This is a genomic window from Streptomyces sp. NBC_01429 (assembly GCF_036231945.1).
Classification (GTDB): Bacteria; Actinomycetota; Actinomycetes; order Streptomycetales; family Streptomycetaceae; genus Streptomyces.
Window position 1 is genome coordinate 7,240,595 of record NZ_CP109599.1, and the last position, 14,652, is coordinate 7,255,246.

At 71.4% G+C, this 14,652-nt stretch carries 13 protein-coding genes and 1 pseudogene; 4 read left to right on the forward strand and 10 right to left on the reverse strand.

What is annotated here, in order from left to right; genetic code table 11:
• Positions 1–93: 93 nt before the first annotated feature.
• The 3 genes from OG627_RS31885 to OG627_RS31895 all read right to left on the reverse strand — a co-directional run bounded on the left by OG627_RS31885 (position 94) and on the right by OG627_RS31895 (position 3,399).
• The gene (locus OG627_RS31885) at positions 94–1,437 is read right to left on the reverse strand and encodes an ABC transporter substrate-binding protein (protein WP_329071078.1); all 1,344 of its coding nucleotides are present in this window, start codon (positions 1,435–1,437) and stop codon (positions 94–96) included.
• Between the two features lie 88 nt (positions 1,438–1,525).
• Entirely contained in the window at positions 1,526–2,473 is a 948-nt protein-coding gene (locus tag OG627_RS31890) for a carbohydrate ABC transporter permease (protein WP_329071080.1), read from the reverse strand.
• Between the two features lie 2 nt (positions 2,474–2,475).
• Entirely contained in the window at positions 2,476–3,399 is a 924-nt protein-coding gene (locus OG627_RS31895; RefSeq protein ID WP_329071081.1) for a carbohydrate ABC transporter permease, read from the reverse strand.
• 339 nt (positions 3,400–3,738) lie between these two features.
• Between OG627_RS31895 and OG627_RS31900 the strand changes: the two genes are divergently transcribed.
• Positions 3,739–4,734, forward strand: a complete 996-nt coding sequence (locus tag OG627_RS31900) for a LacI family DNA-binding transcriptional regulator (protein ID WP_329073120.1) — start codon at positions 3,739–3,741, stop codon at positions 4,732–4,734.
• Positions 4,735–4,782: 48 nt separating this feature from the next.
• On the opposite strand, the gene OG627_RS31905 is transcribed toward OG627_RS31900, so the two are convergent.
• Positions 4,783–5,025: a helix-turn-helix domain-containing protein gene (locus tag OG627_RS31905; protein WP_329071083.1), complete on the reverse strand. Its 243-nt coding sequence runs from the start codon at positions 5,023–5,025 to the stop codon at positions 4,783–4,785.
• Complete coding sequence (locus OG627_RS31910; protein ID WP_329071085.1) at positions 5,025–5,648, reverse strand: DUF2975 domain-containing protein; 624 nt, start codon at positions 5,646–5,648, stop codon at positions 5,025–5,027. The genes OG627_RS31905 and OG627_RS31910 overlap by 1 nt, the downstream gene beginning before the upstream one ends.
• A gap of 128 nt (positions 5,649–5,776) precedes the next feature.
• Between OG627_RS31910 and OG627_RS31915 the strand changes: the two genes are divergently transcribed.
• Positions 5,777–6,628: an SMP-30/gluconolactonase/LRE family protein gene (locus OG627_RS31915; RefSeq protein WP_329071086.1), complete on the forward strand. Its 852-nt coding sequence runs from the start codon at positions 5,777–5,779 to the stop codon at positions 6,626–6,628.
• Between the two features lie 22 nt (positions 6,629–6,650).
• Here OG627_RS31915 and OG627_RS31920 read toward each other — a convergent pair whose 3' ends face one another.
• Positions 6,651–7,388: an SDR family oxidoreductase gene (locus OG627_RS31920; protein WP_329071088.1), complete on the reverse strand. Its 738-nt coding sequence runs from the start codon at positions 7,386–7,388 to the stop codon at positions 6,651–6,653.
• 116 nt (positions 7,389–7,504) lie between these two features.
• Between OG627_RS31920 and OG627_RS31925 the strand changes: the two genes are divergently transcribed.
• Positions 7,505–8,074: a TetR/AcrR family transcriptional regulator gene (locus OG627_RS31925; protein ID WP_329071090.1), complete on the forward strand. Its 570-nt coding sequence runs from the start codon at positions 7,505–7,507 to the stop codon at positions 8,072–8,074.
• 24 nt (positions 8,075–8,098) lie between these two features.
• Here OG627_RS31925 and pspAB read toward each other — a convergent pair whose 3' ends face one another.
• Together pspAB and htpX are read right to left on the reverse strand one after the other, a co-directional pair.
• Positions 8,099–8,683: a PspA-associated protein PspAB gene (pspAB, locus tag OG627_RS31930; protein WP_329071092.1), complete on the reverse strand. Its 585-nt coding sequence runs from the start codon at positions 8,681–8,683 to the stop codon at positions 8,099–8,101.
• 111 nt (positions 8,684–8,794) lie between these two features.
• Positions 8,795–9,657: pseudogene (htpX, locus tag OG627_RS31935) on the reverse strand (zinc metalloprotease HtpX).
• A 389-nt stretch (positions 9,658–10,046) separates the two neighbouring features.
• On the opposite strand from htpX, the gene OG627_RS31940 reads away from it, so the two are divergent.
• The gene (locus OG627_RS31940; RefSeq protein WP_329071093.1) at positions 10,047–10,652 is read left to right on the forward strand and encodes a response regulator transcription factor; all 606 of its coding nucleotides are present in this window, start codon (positions 10,047–10,049) and stop codon (positions 10,650–10,652) included.
• 104 nt (positions 10,653–10,756) lie between these two features.
• On the opposite strand, the gene OG627_RS31945 is transcribed toward OG627_RS31940, so the two are convergent.
• Both OG627_RS31945 and OG627_RS31950 read right to left on the reverse strand, forming a co-directional pair.
• Positions 10,757–12,601 (reverse strand): ABC transporter ATP-binding protein, encoded by a 1,845-nt coding sequence (locus OG627_RS31945; RefSeq protein ID WP_329073121.1) that lies wholly within the window; start codon positions 12,599–12,601, stop codon positions 10,757–10,759.
• A gap of 62 nt (positions 12,602–12,663) precedes the next feature.
• The gene (locus OG627_RS31950) at positions 12,664–14,490 is read right to left on the reverse strand and encodes an ABC transporter ATP-binding protein (protein ID WP_329071094.1); all 1,827 of its coding nucleotides are present in this window, start codon (positions 14,488–14,490) and stop codon (positions 12,664–12,666) included.
• Positions 14,491–14,652: the final 162 nt, after the last annotated feature.

The window sequence follows — 14,652 nt, forward strand, 5'->3', positions numbered from 1 at the left end:
GAGCCGGTGGATACGCGGCCCGGTGGGCCGCGGGCACCGGACGGTGACGGGTGGCGAAGGCGCCGCCATCCGTCACCGTCCGGACGGCCGGCGTTACTTGACGGTGAAGCCCTGTTCCGAGCCGTAGTCGCGGGACTGCTTCTGCCAGGCGGCGAGACCCTCGCTCAACGTGGTGCCGGAGACGTACGCCTTGCCGACGGTGTCGTTGAAGATGGAGTTCGCGTAGACCTGGAAGGGCAGGTACGACCAGTCGGGCGCGACCTCGGACGCCGACTGGGCGAAGACCTTGTTGATCTCCTGACCGCCGAAGTAGTCGAACTTCGTGTCCAGGAACTCCTTGGACGTCATGTCGGCGGTGGTCGCGGGGTACGCGCCGTCCTTCACCCGGGACTTGACGCCCGCACCGGCGGCGGCGTACTCGGTGAACGCGTAGGCGAGCGCCTTGTTCTTGCCCGCGGCGGGTACGGCCAGCGAGCTGCCGCCGCTCTCCGCGCTCGACTTCTCGCCCGCCTTCCACTGCGGCAGCGGGGCCACGCGCCAGTCACCGGCCGCGGCGGGCGCGCCGGTCGTGAGGTTGGTGGGCATCCAGGCGCCGGTGGCCAGCGTGGCGATGGTGCCGTCGGCCAGCCCCTTGAACCACTCGTCGGTCCAGGAAGTGACGGGCGCCAGCAGCTTGCCGTCGATCAGCTTCTGCCAGGTCTTGGCGAACGTGGCACTGCCCGGGTCGGTGAAGTCGATGCCCACATTGGTGCCGTCCACCGTGTACGGGTGGCCGCCGGCCTGCCAGATCAGGCTGGTGGCGAAGCCCGCCTCGCCGGTGTCGGCGGTGATGTAGGCCTTCGGGTCGGCCTTGTGCAGCTTCTCGGCCGCCGTCACGTACTCGTCCCAGGTGGCCGGAACAGCGATCTTGTACTTGTCGAAGACCTTCTTGTTGTAATACAGCGCCATCGGGCCGGAGTCCACCGGCAGTCCGTAGACCGCTTCGCCGGACTTGACCGCGTTCCACGGGCCCGGCGAGAAGGAGTCGCCCAGCTTGTCAGCACCGTACTTCGAGAGGTCGGCGACGGACTTGGCGAGGGAGAACTGGCCCAGCGCGAAGTACTCGATCTGCGCGACGTCGGGGACGCCCTTGCCCGCCGCGATCGCGTTCTGGAGAGCGGTGTACTCCTCCTTCGAGGTACCCGCGTTGACGACCTTGACCTTCACCTTCGGGTGCGCGGCCTCGAAGTCCTTCGCGACCTTGGGCATGGTGGAGTCCCAGGTCCAGACCGTGAGGCTGCCGCCCTTTTCGAGGGCCGTCTTGACGTCGTCGGCGCTCCCCGAGTCGGAGCCGCTGTCGTCGGAGGACCCACCGCACGCCGTCAGGGTGAGGGCGAGGGCGAGTACGGAGGCCAGACCGGCACCGCGCACGGTGCGGCGGCGCGCTGTGTTGTACATCAGAGTCATCTCACTTCGTTGTCAGAGAACTACCGAACAGCTGGGGAAAACGCGGGGGATCATCCGCACCGGGCGATGCGCGAGCGGCTCACTCCTTGACGCTTCCGGCGGCGAGACCGGACTGCCAGTACCGCTGGAGCAGCAGGAACGCGGCGATCAGGGGCACGATGGTGAGCAGGGAACCGGTGATCACCAGGTTGAAGATGGCCTCGCCGCCGTTGGTCTGGGCCTGGGCGTTCCAGGAGTTGAGCCCCAGGGTGAGCGGGTACCAGTCCGGGTTCTTGAGCATGATCAGCGGCAGGAAGTAGTTGTTCCAGGTCGCGACCATGGTGAACAGCAGCACTGTGACGATGCCGGGGGCCAGCAGCGGCAGGCTCACCGTGAAGAAGGTACGGATCTCGCTGGCGCCGTCGATCCTGGCGGCCTCCAGCAGCTCGGTGGGGATCGCCTCGGCGGCGAAGACCCACATCAGATAGAGGCCGAACGGGGAGATCAGCGAGGGGATGATCACCGCCCAGGGGGTGTCGGTCAGCCCCATCTTGCTGAACATCAGGAAGGTGGGGACCGCCAGCGCCGTACCGGGGACGGCGACGGCGCCGATCACCACCGCGAAGATGCCGCGCTTGCCGGGGAACTGGAACTTGGCGAGCGCGTAGCCGCCGAGCACCGCGAGAAACGTCGCGCCGCCGGCTCCCACCACCACGTAGAGCAGTGTGTTGAACAGCCAGCGGACGAACACACCGTCGTTGTAGGTGAGGGTGTCCGCGATATTGCGGAAGAACGCGAAGTCGCTGTCGAACCAGAGTCCGGAGGAGCTGAGCAGACCGCTCTGGGTCTTGGTCGAGTTGATGACGAGCCAGACGAGTGGCACCAGGGCGTAGACCAGCACCAGACCGGTCAGCACGGTGAGCAGCACACTGCGGCGCGGGCGGTTGACACTGTGCCGTCGTCCGGGGCGGGGGGTGCGCAGCCCGGTGACGGGGCGTGGCGCGCGGTCCTCGCCCGGGGTGGCGGTGGCCGGGGCGGTGGCTCCCATCGTCACGCTTCCTTTCGCATGCCGCGGAGCTGGACGGCATAGGCGATGATCATGGTGAAGATGCCCATGATGATCGCGACCGTGGCCGCGTAGTTGTGCTGCTGGCCGGAGAAGGCCAGCGAGTAGGTGTAGAAGTTCGGCGTGAAGTCCGTGGTGATCGTGTTGGGCGCCAGGTTCTTGAGGATGCTCGGCTCGTTGAAGAGCTGGAAGCTGCCGATGATCGAGAAGATGGTGGCGATGACCAGCGCGCCCCGGATGGCGGGGAGCTTGATCGCGCTGATGATCCGGAGCTGTCCCGCGCCGTCGATCTCCGCGGCCTCGTAGAGCGAGTGCGGGATCACCCGGAGCGCCGAGTAGAAGATCAGCATGTTGTAGCCGACGAACTCCCAGGTCACGATGTTGCCGATGGAGGCGAGCACCAGGCCGGCGGAGAGCGGGTCGGGCAGCGACACCCCGAAGGCGTCGTTGATGTTGCCGACGAGGCCGAAGCGGGTGCCGTACATGAAGCCCCACATCAGGGCGGCGACCACGGCGGGCACGGCGTACGGCAGGAAGATCGCGATCCGGAAGAAGTTCTTGCCGTAGAGCCGGCCGCTGTCGATGGCCAGCGCGACCAGCAGCGCGATCCCGAGCATCACCGGTACCTGGACGGCCAGGAAGAGGGTCACCCGGCCCAGCGCGGACCAGAAGTTCGGGTCCTCCAGCGCCCGCTGGTAGTTGTCGAACCCGACGAACGAGGTGCCGCCGACGAGTTGGGTGCGGAAGAGACTCAGATAGATCGAGTAGCAGATCGGGGCCAGGAAGACGAGGGCGAAGACCGCCATGAACGGTCCGATGAAGCCCCAGCCGATCAGGGCCCGCCTGCGTCGAGGGCCCCGTGGCGGGGCGGGGTGTCCCGCTGTGGAAGGCGGTGACAATGCCGTCATGACTTTGTTCCTCGCTGGTCGTCCTCGGGCACCCGGCACCCGGCAGCCGGATGGAAACGTACGTGAACAGGCCATGCCCCGACGTGGCCACGGGCGACATGTTTACGTAAACATCTGTTGATGGGATGCTTACATTGGGTGCCTGAGGGCGTCAAGATTCATGGCGGGGTCAGTTTTGCCCCGAAGCGGCGTCGACCGCGGAGCGTGAGAGTGCGGGTGGAGGACATCGTGGACAGCGCGGAGCCGGACGACCGGTCGTCGCAGGCCGGAGCGGCCGGCCCCGGGACGGCCGAGGCGGACCGCCCGGCCGGCGGACCGCCGCGCCGTCGCAGAGTGTCCATGGCGGACGTCGCCCGGCGCGCCGGCGTCTCCTCGCAGACGGTCTCCCGGGTGTCCAACGGCCACCAGGGCGTGGTGGAGAAGACCCGGGAGCAAGTTCTGGCCGCGATGAAGGAGTTGGGCTACCGGCCCAACAGCGCGGCCCGCGCGCTCAAGCGCGGTGAGTTCCGCACCATCGGCATCATCCTGTTCACCCTCTCGACCACCGGCAACGTCCGCACACTGGAGGCGATCGCCACCTCGGCGGCGCAGCAGGGATACGCCACCACACTGCTGCCGGTCGCCATCCCCACCCAGGACCAAGTGCGGGGCGCCTTCACGCGGTTGGGCGAGCTGGCCGTCGATGCCATCATCGTGATCATGGAGGTTCACCTGCTGGACGCCGCCACGGTCTCGCTGCCGCCCGACGTGGGCGTCGTGGTCGTGGACTCCAACGCGGGCGACCGCTACAGCGTGGTCGACACCGACCAGGCGGGCGGCGCCCGGGAGGCGGTGCGGCATCTGCTGGAGCTGGGGCACACCACGGTCTGGCATCTGGCCGGTCCCGAGGAGTCGTTCGCCGCACAGCACCGCGCCGACGCCTGGCGGGCCACCCTGCGCGCGGCCGGCCGCGAGGTGCCGCCGCTGCTGCGCGGCGACTGGTCGGCCGAGTCGGGATACCGCGCCGGGCTGAGGCTGGCCCGGGAGCCGGGCTGTACGGCGGTGTTCGCGGCCAACGACCAGATGGCGCTCGGTCTGCTGCGGGCGCTGCACGAGTCGGGCCTTACGGTCCCCGGCCGGGTCAGTGTGGTCGGCTTCGACGACATCCCGGACGCCGGCTCGTACCTGCCGCCGCTGACCACCGTCCGCCAGGACTTCGCCGAGGTGGGACGGCGGTGCGTCGAGGGCGCGCTGCGCCAGATCCGGGAACACACCGAGGAGCCCGGCACCACGCTCGTCCCCACCCGGATGGTGATCCGCGAGAGCACGGCGCCGCCGCCGGAGCCGGCGGGCTGACGTCCCCGCGTACGCCGTGCATGTGCACGCGCCCGCGCGGGCGGACCTTCAGCGCCGCTCGGCCGGCGGCACGGGGCCGTTGCTCAGCAGGTCGCCGGGGCCGCAGTCGAGTGCCTGGCAGATCGCGCTGAGCGTGGAGAACCGGATCGCCTTGGCCCGGCCGTTCTTCAGGATCGAGAGATTGACGACGGTCACACCGACCCGTCCCGCCAGCTCGGTCAGGGTCATGCCGCGCTCGGCGAGCAGCCGGTCCAGATGGACCACGACACGGTGCTCGTCCTCCGGCGGCATCAGACCAGTCCCTCGGCGTCCGCGCGCAGCTGGGTGCCGCGCCGGAACACTTCGGCGAGCGCGGCGATCAGCAGCCCGAGCAGGACGGGCCCGGAGCTGAACGTCGCCTCGACGGACACCTGGTCCTCGACCGCCGTGCCCAGCACCAGCTGCCCGGTGGTGATCATGTCGAGCAGCGGACGCAGGATCGCGAGCCCCAGCACCGTCACCGCGATCGCCCGTACCCGTCGCGCGTTGTCCGGTACGAAGGGGTCGCCGGCCGCGAGCGTCCGCACGATCCGGTACAGCAGATACGCCACGATCAGCAGCAGCACACCGCTGAAGAATTCGGGCAGCGCGAGCAGCGCGCGCTGGGCCAGGTCCGGGTGGGCGAAGGTCACTTCCCCCTGGCTGGTGCCGTTCAGCGCGATCCCGTCGCCGCCGCCCGAGCCCGCGACCGTCGCGGCGCCGCGCAGCGGTACGGTCCGCCCGGCGCCGTCCTGGCCGGTCACCCCCAACACCCCCAGCAGCGGGCTCAGTACGGCGAATCCGGCCACCAGGGCCGCGCCCACGCCGAGGACGACACGCAGGGCGGTGTTGTCGCCGCGATCCCACTCGACCCGGTACCAGGGGGACGTGTTCATGACAGCCTCGTATCGAAAGTCGTTGTTATCGGTAATCGATAGTAACGACTTTCGATACCCTCGTGTCAAGTACGTGGCTGCGCTTAGCATGCGGTGATCATCGATGTGGTTCTGCGAGAGGGGCGGGCATGCGCGCGGAGGACTGGACCGGAGTCGTCACCCATCACGGCGAGGGGCCCGGCTGGGACCCGCACACGGGACAGCTGAGGATCGTCGACATGCTGGCCGGGGACCTCCTGGCCTTCGACGCCGGGGGCGCGTACGTACGGCAGCACCTCGGCGACGTCGCGGCGGCCTGGCGGCCCCGGGCGTCCGGCGGCGTCGTGGCGGCCGTCGAGCGGGGCTTCGCGCTGATCGCGGCGGACGGCACGGTCAGCGCCGGGGAGGAGCTGTGGACCGACGGCTCGATCCGGATGAACGAGGGCGGCTGCGACCCGGCCGGCAACTTCTACTGCGGCACGATGGCCTACGACGCGCGCCCCGGCGCCGGCTCCGTGTACCGGCTGACCCCGGGCGGCGCCGTCTCCGTCGTCCACACCGGAGTGACCATCTCCAACGGCCTCGCCTGGGCCCCGGACGGCACCTTCGCGTACTACGTCGACACCCCCACCCAGTCGATCGCCCGCGTCACGGTCGACCCGGAGGCCGGCCGCTTCTCCACCCCCGAGCCCTGGGTCACCATCGACCCGGCCGACGGCGCCCCCGACGGCATCACGCTCGACGCCCGGGGCGGCGTCTGGGTCGCCCTGTGGGGCGGCTCGGCGGTACGCAGGTACGCCGAGGACGGCACGCTGGACGAGGTGGTCGAGGTCGACGCCCGCCAGGTCAGCGCCTGTGCGTTCGGTGGCGACGACTACGGGCGGCTGTTCATCACGACCTCCCGCCAGGACGTACCGGACGGCGAGGACCCGGCGGCGGGCGCGGTCTTCACCGTCGAGCCGGGGATCGGCGGGGTCGCGCCGCTGATGTTCGGCGGGTAGGACGTCCTTCGTCCGCGCGGGTTCAGGCCTGCGCCGTGGGGCGGATGACGATTTCGTTGATGTCGACGTCGGCGGGCTGTTCGATGGCGAACCGGATGGCCCGGGCTACCGCCTCGGGCGGGATCGCCATGTCGTCCATCGTCTCGCTCATCCGCGCGCGCAGGTCCGGGTCCGGGACGGACCCGAGGAAGTCGGTGGCCACGAAGCCCGGCGAGACCATCGAGACCCGGATCGACGGGCCGGCCTCCTGTCGCAGACCGTCGGTGAGTGCGCGGGCGGCGGCCTTGGAGGCCGAGTAGACCGCCTGCCCGGGGACCGTCTTGAAGGCGGAGGTCGACAGGGTGTGCACGAACTGGCCGTGCCCCTGGCCCCGGAAGACGGGGAGGGCCGCGGCGATGCCGTGCAGGAGCCCCTTCACGTTGACGTCGATCATCGCGTCCCAGTCGTCCACCCGCAGGTCGTCGAGGAAGGACACCGGCCCGATCCCGGCGTTGCCGACCAGGACGTCCAGGCGGCCGAAGGTGTCCTGGGCGAGCGCCACCAGGTCGGCCGTGTCCTCGCGGCGCCGGACGTCGACCGCCCTGAACTCGACGTCGTGGCCTTTGCTCCGGAGTTCGCCGGCCAGGTCGGCGAGCCGCTGCTCGCGGCGCGCCCCGAGTACGAGCTTCGCCCCGCCCTCCGCCAGTGCCCGGGCGGTGGCGGAGCCGATGCCGCTGCTCGCTCCGGTGATCGCCACGACCTTGCCCTCGATGCCCGACATGCGGTACCACCGTTCTGGAATCGTATAAGCGGACGTGTGTCCGGTACGATTCGACGGTAACGGACACGTGTCCGGATAGGCAAGCGGGCTCGTCACGGCCCGGATCGGAGCACCAGGTGGAGCAGCCCCGTCAACGCGCCACGCGTTCGGACGCCGAGGGCAACCGCGCACGCATCATCGAGATCGCGCGCACCGCCTTCACCGGCACCCCCGACGCGACCCTTCAGTCGATCGCGAGGACGGCAGGCGTCGGCCAGGGGACCATGTACCGGCACTTCGTGAACCGCGAAGCCCTGCTGCTGGCCGTCTACCGGCACGACGTCGAGGAACTCATCGACGCCGCACCCCGTCTGCTCGGAGAGCACGAGCCGCTGGAGGCGCTGCGCCTCTGGTTCGACCGCCTCGCCGCCTACGGCCGCATCAAGCACGGAGCGTCCCTGGCCATCGAGGCCGCCACCCGCGCTGACCTCGGCAGCCAGTACTACGCGCCGGTCATCGCCGCACTGGATCAGTTGCTCACCGCAGGCAAGGCCGCCGGGCGGCTGCGGCCCGACGTCGACGCCGACGAGGTCCTGCTGCTCGTGTCGTTCCTGTGGAAGGCCGGCGGCGGACCCGACTGGCAGGAACGCGGCGCACACATGCTCGCCATCGTCATCGACGGGCTGCGCGCCGGAACGCGCGGCTGAGGCCCCGCCCGGCCGCCCGGCCGGTCACAGCCCCGGGGCGCCCCACACCGGGAACCAGCGGGCGAGGTCGGGTTCGATCCGCAGATCGTCCCCGAGTACGGCCCTGACCTGGAGTTCTCGTGGACTGTCGCGCTTCTCGGCGTCACCGGGCAGCGGCGCGAAGGGGTAGAAACTGCCGCGCTTGTAGAGATAGACGAGGGCCAGCGATCGCTGCTCCGTGTCCTGGAAGCCGATCAGGGAGCAGAGCAGCTGCGGCCCGAAGCCGCCGTCCTGGAGCAGCGTGTTGACCGCGTGCAGGTCGTTGACCAGGGCAGCCGTGTCGTCCGGCGCCCGCTGGGCGAGGAGCCAGGTGTAGCCGTACGAGTCCTGGCTGAACGTCACGGGCGGCCCGGAGCGGTCCTTGTCCGCGTCGAGCAGCTCCCGCACGTCCTGCCTGATCCGCGCGAATCCGCCGCCCTCGACGCCCGCGAAGCAGACGGATCCCAGGCCGGTGGGCGTGTACCCGGCGCCGGCCTCAAGGGTGAGGGCCGCGGACGGCAGCGAGAACAGCTGGTCGAGATCGGGCCGGACGGGCTTGCTCCGGCCGAGGATGGTGTCGAGAAGGCCCACAGGGCCGGCTCCTCACTGTGCGGGGGTGGCGGCGTCCGGCGCTCTGGCGGTCCGGCGTCCGGGAAACCTGGAGTTTGAGTTGGAGCTGGAGGCGGAGGCGGTTGCGTACGGTTACGGGCGGGCCAGGTCGGCGGAGATCCGGGCAAGCTGGTCCAGCCGCTGCTCGAGCGTCGGGTGCGAGGAGAGCAGCCGGCCCAGGCTCTCCTTCGAGGAGAACGCCGGGACGAAGAAGAAGGCGTTGTACGGCTCGGCCTTGCGCAGGTCCTCCGTGGGGATCCGGGCCATCTGCCCGCTCACCTTCGTCAGGGCCGAGGCCAGGGCCGAGGGGCGGCCGGTCAGCAGGGCGGCGGCGCGGTCGGCGGACAGCTCGCGGTAGCGCGAGAGCAGCCGGGTCAGCAGGAAGCCGACCGCGTACACCACCGCGCTGACCAGCGGTATCAGCATGATCGCGATACCGGCCGGGCCGGCGTTCCTGCTGCCGCGCGCCAGTCCGCTGTAGAGCGCGAACCGGGTGATCAGGCCGGCGAGCACGCCCAGGAACGAGGCGATGGTCATCACCGCGACATCGCGGTGCGCGACATGGGACATCTCGTGCGCGAGGACGCCTTCCAGCTCCTCGGGCTCCAGCCGGCGCAGCAGCCCGGTGGTGGCGCAGACGAGAGAGCTGCGCTCGCTCCTGCCGGTGGCGAACGCGTTGGGGATATCGCTCTGGGCGATGGCCACCCGTGGCTTGGGCATGTCGGCCAGGGCGCAGATGCGGTCCACGGCGCCGTGCAGCTCGGGCGCCTCCTCGGGGGTGACCTCCCGCGCGCCCATGCTGAAGGCCGCGATCTTGTCGCTGAACCAGAACTGCGCGATGAACAGACCGCCCGCGAAGATCAGGATGATCGGCCACGCGTGGTTCAGCACCGCCAGCAGTACCCCGATCAGGACCACGTACAGCAGGCCGCGATCAGGAACATGGTGGTCACCATGCGCGTGGTCAGACCGCGGTCCGGGGTGTAGCGGTTCTTCGTCGTCATCTTCCGCCTCCTGTAGCTCTCACTGCTGCCATTTTCCTCCCTTTCCGGCGAAACGGAGTAAACGGAGGATATGGAAGGGCCACGGAAGGCCCGGTGACGCTCCTGTCCCGCCCGGAGCGGGCCGCCCCTGCGTCGCCCGTCTCTAGAGGCACGGACGGCCCGTCTGCCAGGGGCGCACAGTGGCGCACTGCTGTACGCGGGGGCTCGCGCGGTGGCGAGAAGTGCCTCCCGTGCTGCCGGTGTTGTGTTCCTCACTTTATGGGGCCGGGCATTGAGGTAGGCGCGGTGTAGGTAAATGGCCACCATGTGTGTGGGTAGGTGAAGGCGATAAGGAGGTGCGCATGATCAGAGTTCTCGTGGTGCACAAACTGGGTCTGTTTCGTTCGGCCCTGGTGGCGTTACTCCGTCCCGAGACGACTCTCGATGTGTCGTCGGCGTCGGGGCGTACGGCATTTCGCGGGGCCTACGGTGTTCCCCCGCATGTCTATGTGGCCGACATCGACTGTCTTGATTCTCCCGGCTACGAGGAAGAGACCGGTCTCACACGCGATGACCTGGGCTACGATCCGGCCCTTCTGGTCCTGGCAAGCTCACGGAAACCAGGAGCTTTGCGCAAAGCTTTTGACGCGGGTGCGCTCGGATACGTCAGCAAGGACGGGGAGCCGGGGAGATTAGTGGAAGGCATCCACAAAGTCGCGCGAGGCGAGCGATTCGTCGATGAAGCACTGGCATTCGATTTTCTCCAGGCGGCGAAGATGCCGCTGACCCCGAGAGAACTCAGCGTCCTCGCGCTGGCCGCGGAGGGGGCCCCGATCGATGAAATCGCGAGATCACTGCATCTGTCCAACGGCACGATACGCAACTATCTGGCCGCCGCGATACGGAAGGTGGGCGGCCGGAACCGTTTGGACGCCATACGCATTTCACAGGGCGCGGGCTGGCTGTGAACCGCCCGGACCGCCCGGCCCCGGACGGCCCCGGACACGCGCCCGCCGCCCGGACACGCGCCCGTCGCGACGGCCGACCGCTCTCCCGCACGGCCGCTCCCTGCTCAGCCTGCCGGGCCCGCGGCGCTCCGGTCCCCGGCCCCCTGCCAGTGCCCCACCAGATCGCGGTAGAGAGCCGACCGTGTGAGCAACTCGTCGTGCGTCCCGTACGCGGGCCTGGTCCCGTCCAGTACGAGGACACGGTCCGCCCTGCGCGCCGACGACAGCCGGTGCGCGACCACGATCAGCGTCCCCGGCCGCTCGGCGAGGGCCAGCTCCGCGCGGGCCTCCGCGACCGGGTCCAGATGGCAGGTCGCCTCGTCCAGGATCATCAGCGGGGCGGGGGAGACATAGGCGCGGCACAGCGCCAGTGACTGGCGCTCTCCCTGCGACAGCCTGGCGGGCTCGACCAGGGCGTCCAGCCCGCCCAGCCTGCTGATCAGCTCGCCGATGCCCAGCGCCTCGACGGCCCGGACCAGAGCCGGCGGCGACGCCCCTGGCGCCAGCTGGAGCAGGTTCTCCCGCACCGTGCCCGTGAACACGTACGCCTGCTGCGGGATCAGCACCCGCAGCGCCGCCAGCTCGGACGGCGTCCGGCCGGCCACCGGCTCTCCCGCCAGGAGGACGGTTCCCCGGTCGGGCGCGAGCAGCCCCGCGAGGACGCCGGTGAGCGTCGACTTGCCGATGCCGCTCGGCCCCACCACCGCGATGTGCTCGCCCGGCCCGACAGCCAGGTCCAGCCCGGCCAGGACCGGCGGCGCGCCCGGCCCGTACGCGAGGGTGACGGAGCGGATCTCCGCCGCCGGAGGGACGGGCGGGCGGTGGGGGAGGGGATCCGGCCGCGTACCGCCCCGTCTCGGCGCGGGTGGCCCGGCGTGCACCGCTGGAGTCACTGGTGCCGGTGGTACCGCTGGTGTCGGTGATACGGCCGGCGCGGGCGTCCCCGGCGTTGGCGGCTTCATGAGGGGCGCGTCCGGCGCCGCGTCCTCGAACCGCTCCAGCACCACCAGCAGCCGCGTACCGGCCGCGCCGAGGGCGGTCATCAGCGTGTGCAGCGCGGGCAGCAGGGCCTGTACGAGATAGGTCAGCGCCCCCATCAGCGCCCCGGCCGTGATGCCCTGCCGCAGCAGCCAGGGGGTGGCGACCAGCAGCACGACCACCGGCAGTTGACCGGCCACACCCAGCGCCAGCGCGCGCACGGCCGCCCAGCGGGCCAGGACGCGCGATGTGCGCTCCCCGGCCGCGATCAGTCTCTCCGTACGGTCGGCCGCCTCCGCCCGCGTACCGCAGGCCGCGATGTCCCGCAGTCCCGCGCCGAGCGCGCCCGCCCGGTCGGCGACGGCCTCGTCGGCGTCCAGGAAGGCGCGCTGCGCGGCGGCCATCGGGGCCAGCGTGGCGAGGAACAGCGCCAGCCCCAGCGCCAGCGGACCCACGACCACCAGCAGGAGCTGGGGCGCCAGCGCCAGCAGCCCGGCCAGCGCTCCCACGGCGGTGAAGACGAAGGAGCGCGCGGTGAGCACCAGTCCGGCGAAGCTGTCCCGGACGATCTCCGTCTGATGGGTGAGCCGCGAGACGGCGCCGCTGTCGGTACGCGCCGGGTCGGCCATCGCCCGGCGCAGATACTGGTTCACCGCCCTGCGCACCAGCGCGTCGCGCAACGGCTCCACCAGCGCGGCCAGTTGGGCGAAGACCCCGCGCACCAGCGGTCCGCCGACCAGGATCGCCGCCGCGGCGACGGCCAGCCACATCAGGCCCGTCCGGGTGTCCCCTGCCAGAAAGCCCCGGTCGAGCGCCCGCGCCAGGCAGTAGCCGCCCAGGAAGGTCTGCGCGGACTCCAGCAGCGACCAGCCGCCCAGCCTGATCAGCGCGCCTTTCCTGCGCAGCAGGAAACGACGGCCCTCGGGCAGCATCCGGCGCAGCGTCCCCCGGCCGTCCCGCGGCCCCTTCTCCACGCCCGTCCGGGCCGGGGCCGTCACCGGCCGCGCTCCCCGTGCGCCAAGGGGCCGGGGCACGCCGCGTCCGACGCCGCGTCCGTCCCGGTATCCGTATCCGTCCCCGTACCCGTCTCCGCCTCCGGCACCGCGAACACCGCGCGGTACGCGGGGATCCGCCACAGTTCCGCGTGCGGCCCCACCGCCCGTACCCGTCCCTCCTCCAGCCAGACCACCAGATCGGCCCGGACCGCCGAGGAGAGCCGGTGGGCGATGATCAGCCGGGTGCCGGCCCGTACGTCCCGGGCGAGCGCCCGCTCCACCTGGCGCTCGGTGACGGTGTCCAGGCTGGACGTCGCGTCGTCGAGGATCAGCAGCCGTCCGGCGTGCGCGAAGGCGCGCGCCAGCCCCAGCCGTTGCAGTTCCCCGCCGGACAGCGGCGCCTCGCCCGGCGGGGTGTCGTATCCGCGCGGCAGCAGAGTGACGAACGCGTCCGCGCTCGCCGCGCGGGCCGCCGACCGTATACGGCCGGGGGAGGCCCGCTCGGCCCCGGCGGCCAGCGCCTCGCCGATCGAGTCACCGAACAGCACCGGCCGCTCGAACGCGTAACCGACCTCGCGGCGCAACGGCCCGTACGCCACGGACTCCAGCGGTACGCCGTCGAGCAGCACCCGGCCCCCGTCCGGATCGGTCAGCCGTCCGGCGACCGCCGCGAACGTCGACTTGCCGGCGCCCGAACGGCCCACCACGGCCGCCGAGACGCCGCCGGGGATCGTCACGTCCACCTCGGTGAGCAGCGGCCGGCCGTCCCGTACGACCCGTACGCCCCGCAGTTCGAGCGTGCCAGGACCGTCGGCCGGGAGGGTTTCGGCGCCGTACGTCATGACCGGCAGCTCGGCCAGCCCGGCCGTTCTGCGGGCGGCGGAGCGGCTGCGTACGAGCGCGCCGATCAGCCCGGCCCCCGCGCCGATCCCGGCGGCCAGCGTCGCGTAGCGGGAGGCGGCCAGCAGGTCGCCGACGCTGATCCGGCCCGCCGTGAGCGCCACCCCGCCGACTGCCAGCACGCCGGTCGTCAGCAGCGGCATGAGGACACCGCCGCGCGCGACGGCCCGGCCGTGCACCCTCCACATCCGCCGCCCCTGGACGGCGAGTTCGGGCAGGGGCGCCAGGACGCGGTCGCGTTCGCGTTCCGCCGTACCGGCGGCGGCCACCGTACGCGCGCCGTCCACCACCTCGACCAGCCGGGAGGCGATGTCGGCCTGGACCAGCTGGTAGCGCGCGACGCTGTCGGAGGTGCCCCGGGCGAAGGCGCGCACCACCAGCGCCAGCAGGGGCAGCCCGGCCAGGAACGCGACGGCCGTCCACACGTCGATGAGGAACAGCGCGACGATCGCCCCGGCCGGAGCCAGCAGCGAGGCCGCCAGCGCCGCCGCGCTCACCGGCGCCGTACCGGCCTCCGTGGCGTTCGCGGACAGCCGGGTCGCCAGGTCGCCGGGCGTCAGCCGCGCGGCGCGCTCCGGCGGGGCGGCCAGCAGCCCGGTCAGCGCGCGTATCCGCAGCCAGGCGGTCGATCTGGCGCTCGTCACCCCGCTCAGCAGGGCCTCCAGCGCGTCGAGGAGCACCTCGGCGGTGATCAGCGCGACGCATACGGCCAGCCAGGATCCGGCCGCGCCGTCCCGGCCGAGCGAGAGATCGAGCGTCCGGCCGAGGACCGCGGGCAGCGCGAGGGACGCGCCCGCCGAGGCGGCGGAGCAGACGAACACCGCCGTCGTACGGCCCGCGCTGTGCCGGGCGGCGCCGAGCAGCAGGCCGGTGCCGGGGCTCGCCGCGGCGCGTTGCTCGCGGGCGCCACGAGGTGAGAACACCATCGGGGAGAAGTCCTCCTCCGGAGCGGGACCGGAACGGGGTGTTCGAGGGGCGGGGGCAGGGGTCGGGGTTCTGGGCTCGGAGTGAGGGGGAGTGAGGGTGTGGGGTGGGGCGGATCGTGCGCCGGACCCGCCGATCCGTGACGCGGGGGAGGCCCCGGGCGC

What these genes read in the sequence shown, in the direction of transcription:
- OG627_RS31900 (WP_329073120.1), top strand. Translation starts at nt 3,739, where the DNA reads ATGGCGGACGTCGCCCGGCGCGCCGGCGTCTCCTCGCAGACGGTCTCC.
- OG627_RS31940 (WP_329071093.1), top strand. Translation starts at nt 10,047, where the DNA reads ATGATCAGAGTTCTCGTGGTGCACAAACTGGGTCTGTTTCGTTCGGCC.
- OG627_RS31890 (WP_329071080.1), bottom strand. Translation starts at nt 2,473, where the DNA reads ATGGGAGCCACCGCCCCGGCCACCGCCACCCCGGGCGAGGACCGCGCG.
- OG627_RS31910 (WP_329071085.1), bottom strand. Translation starts at nt 5,648, where the DNA reads ATGAACACGTCCCCCTGGTACCGGGTCGAGTGGGATCGCGGCGACAAC.
- OG627_RS31895 (WP_329071081.1), bottom strand. Translation starts at nt 3,399, where the DNA reads ATGACGGCATTGTCACCGCCTTCCACAGCGGGACACCCCGCCCCGCCA.
- OG627_RS31945 (WP_329073121.1), bottom strand. Translation starts at nt 12,601, where the DNA reads ATGCTGCCCGAGGGCCGTCGTTTCCTGCTGCGCAGGAAAGGCGCGCTG.
- OG627_RS31915 (WP_329071086.1), top strand. Translation starts at nt 5,777, where the DNA reads ATGCGCGCGGAGGACTGGACCGGAGTCGTCACCCATCACGGCGAGGGG.
- OG627_RS31905 (WP_329071083.1), bottom strand. Translation starts at nt 5,025, where the DNA reads ATGCCGCCGGAGGACGAGCACCGTGTCGTGGTCCATCTGGACCGGCTG.
- OG627_RS31920 (WP_329071088.1), bottom strand. Translation starts at nt 7,388, where the DNA reads ATGTCGGGCATCGAGGGCAAGGTCGTGGCGATCACCGGAGCGAGCAGC.
- OG627_RS31950 (WP_329071094.1), bottom strand. Translation starts at nt 14,490, where the DNA reads ATGGTGTTCTCACCTCGTGGCGCCCGCGAGCAACGCGCCGCGGCGAGC.
- OG627_RS31885 (WP_329071078.1), bottom strand. Translation starts at nt 1,437, where the DNA reads ATGTACAACACAGCGCGCCGCCGCACCGTGCGCGGTGCCGGTCTGGCC.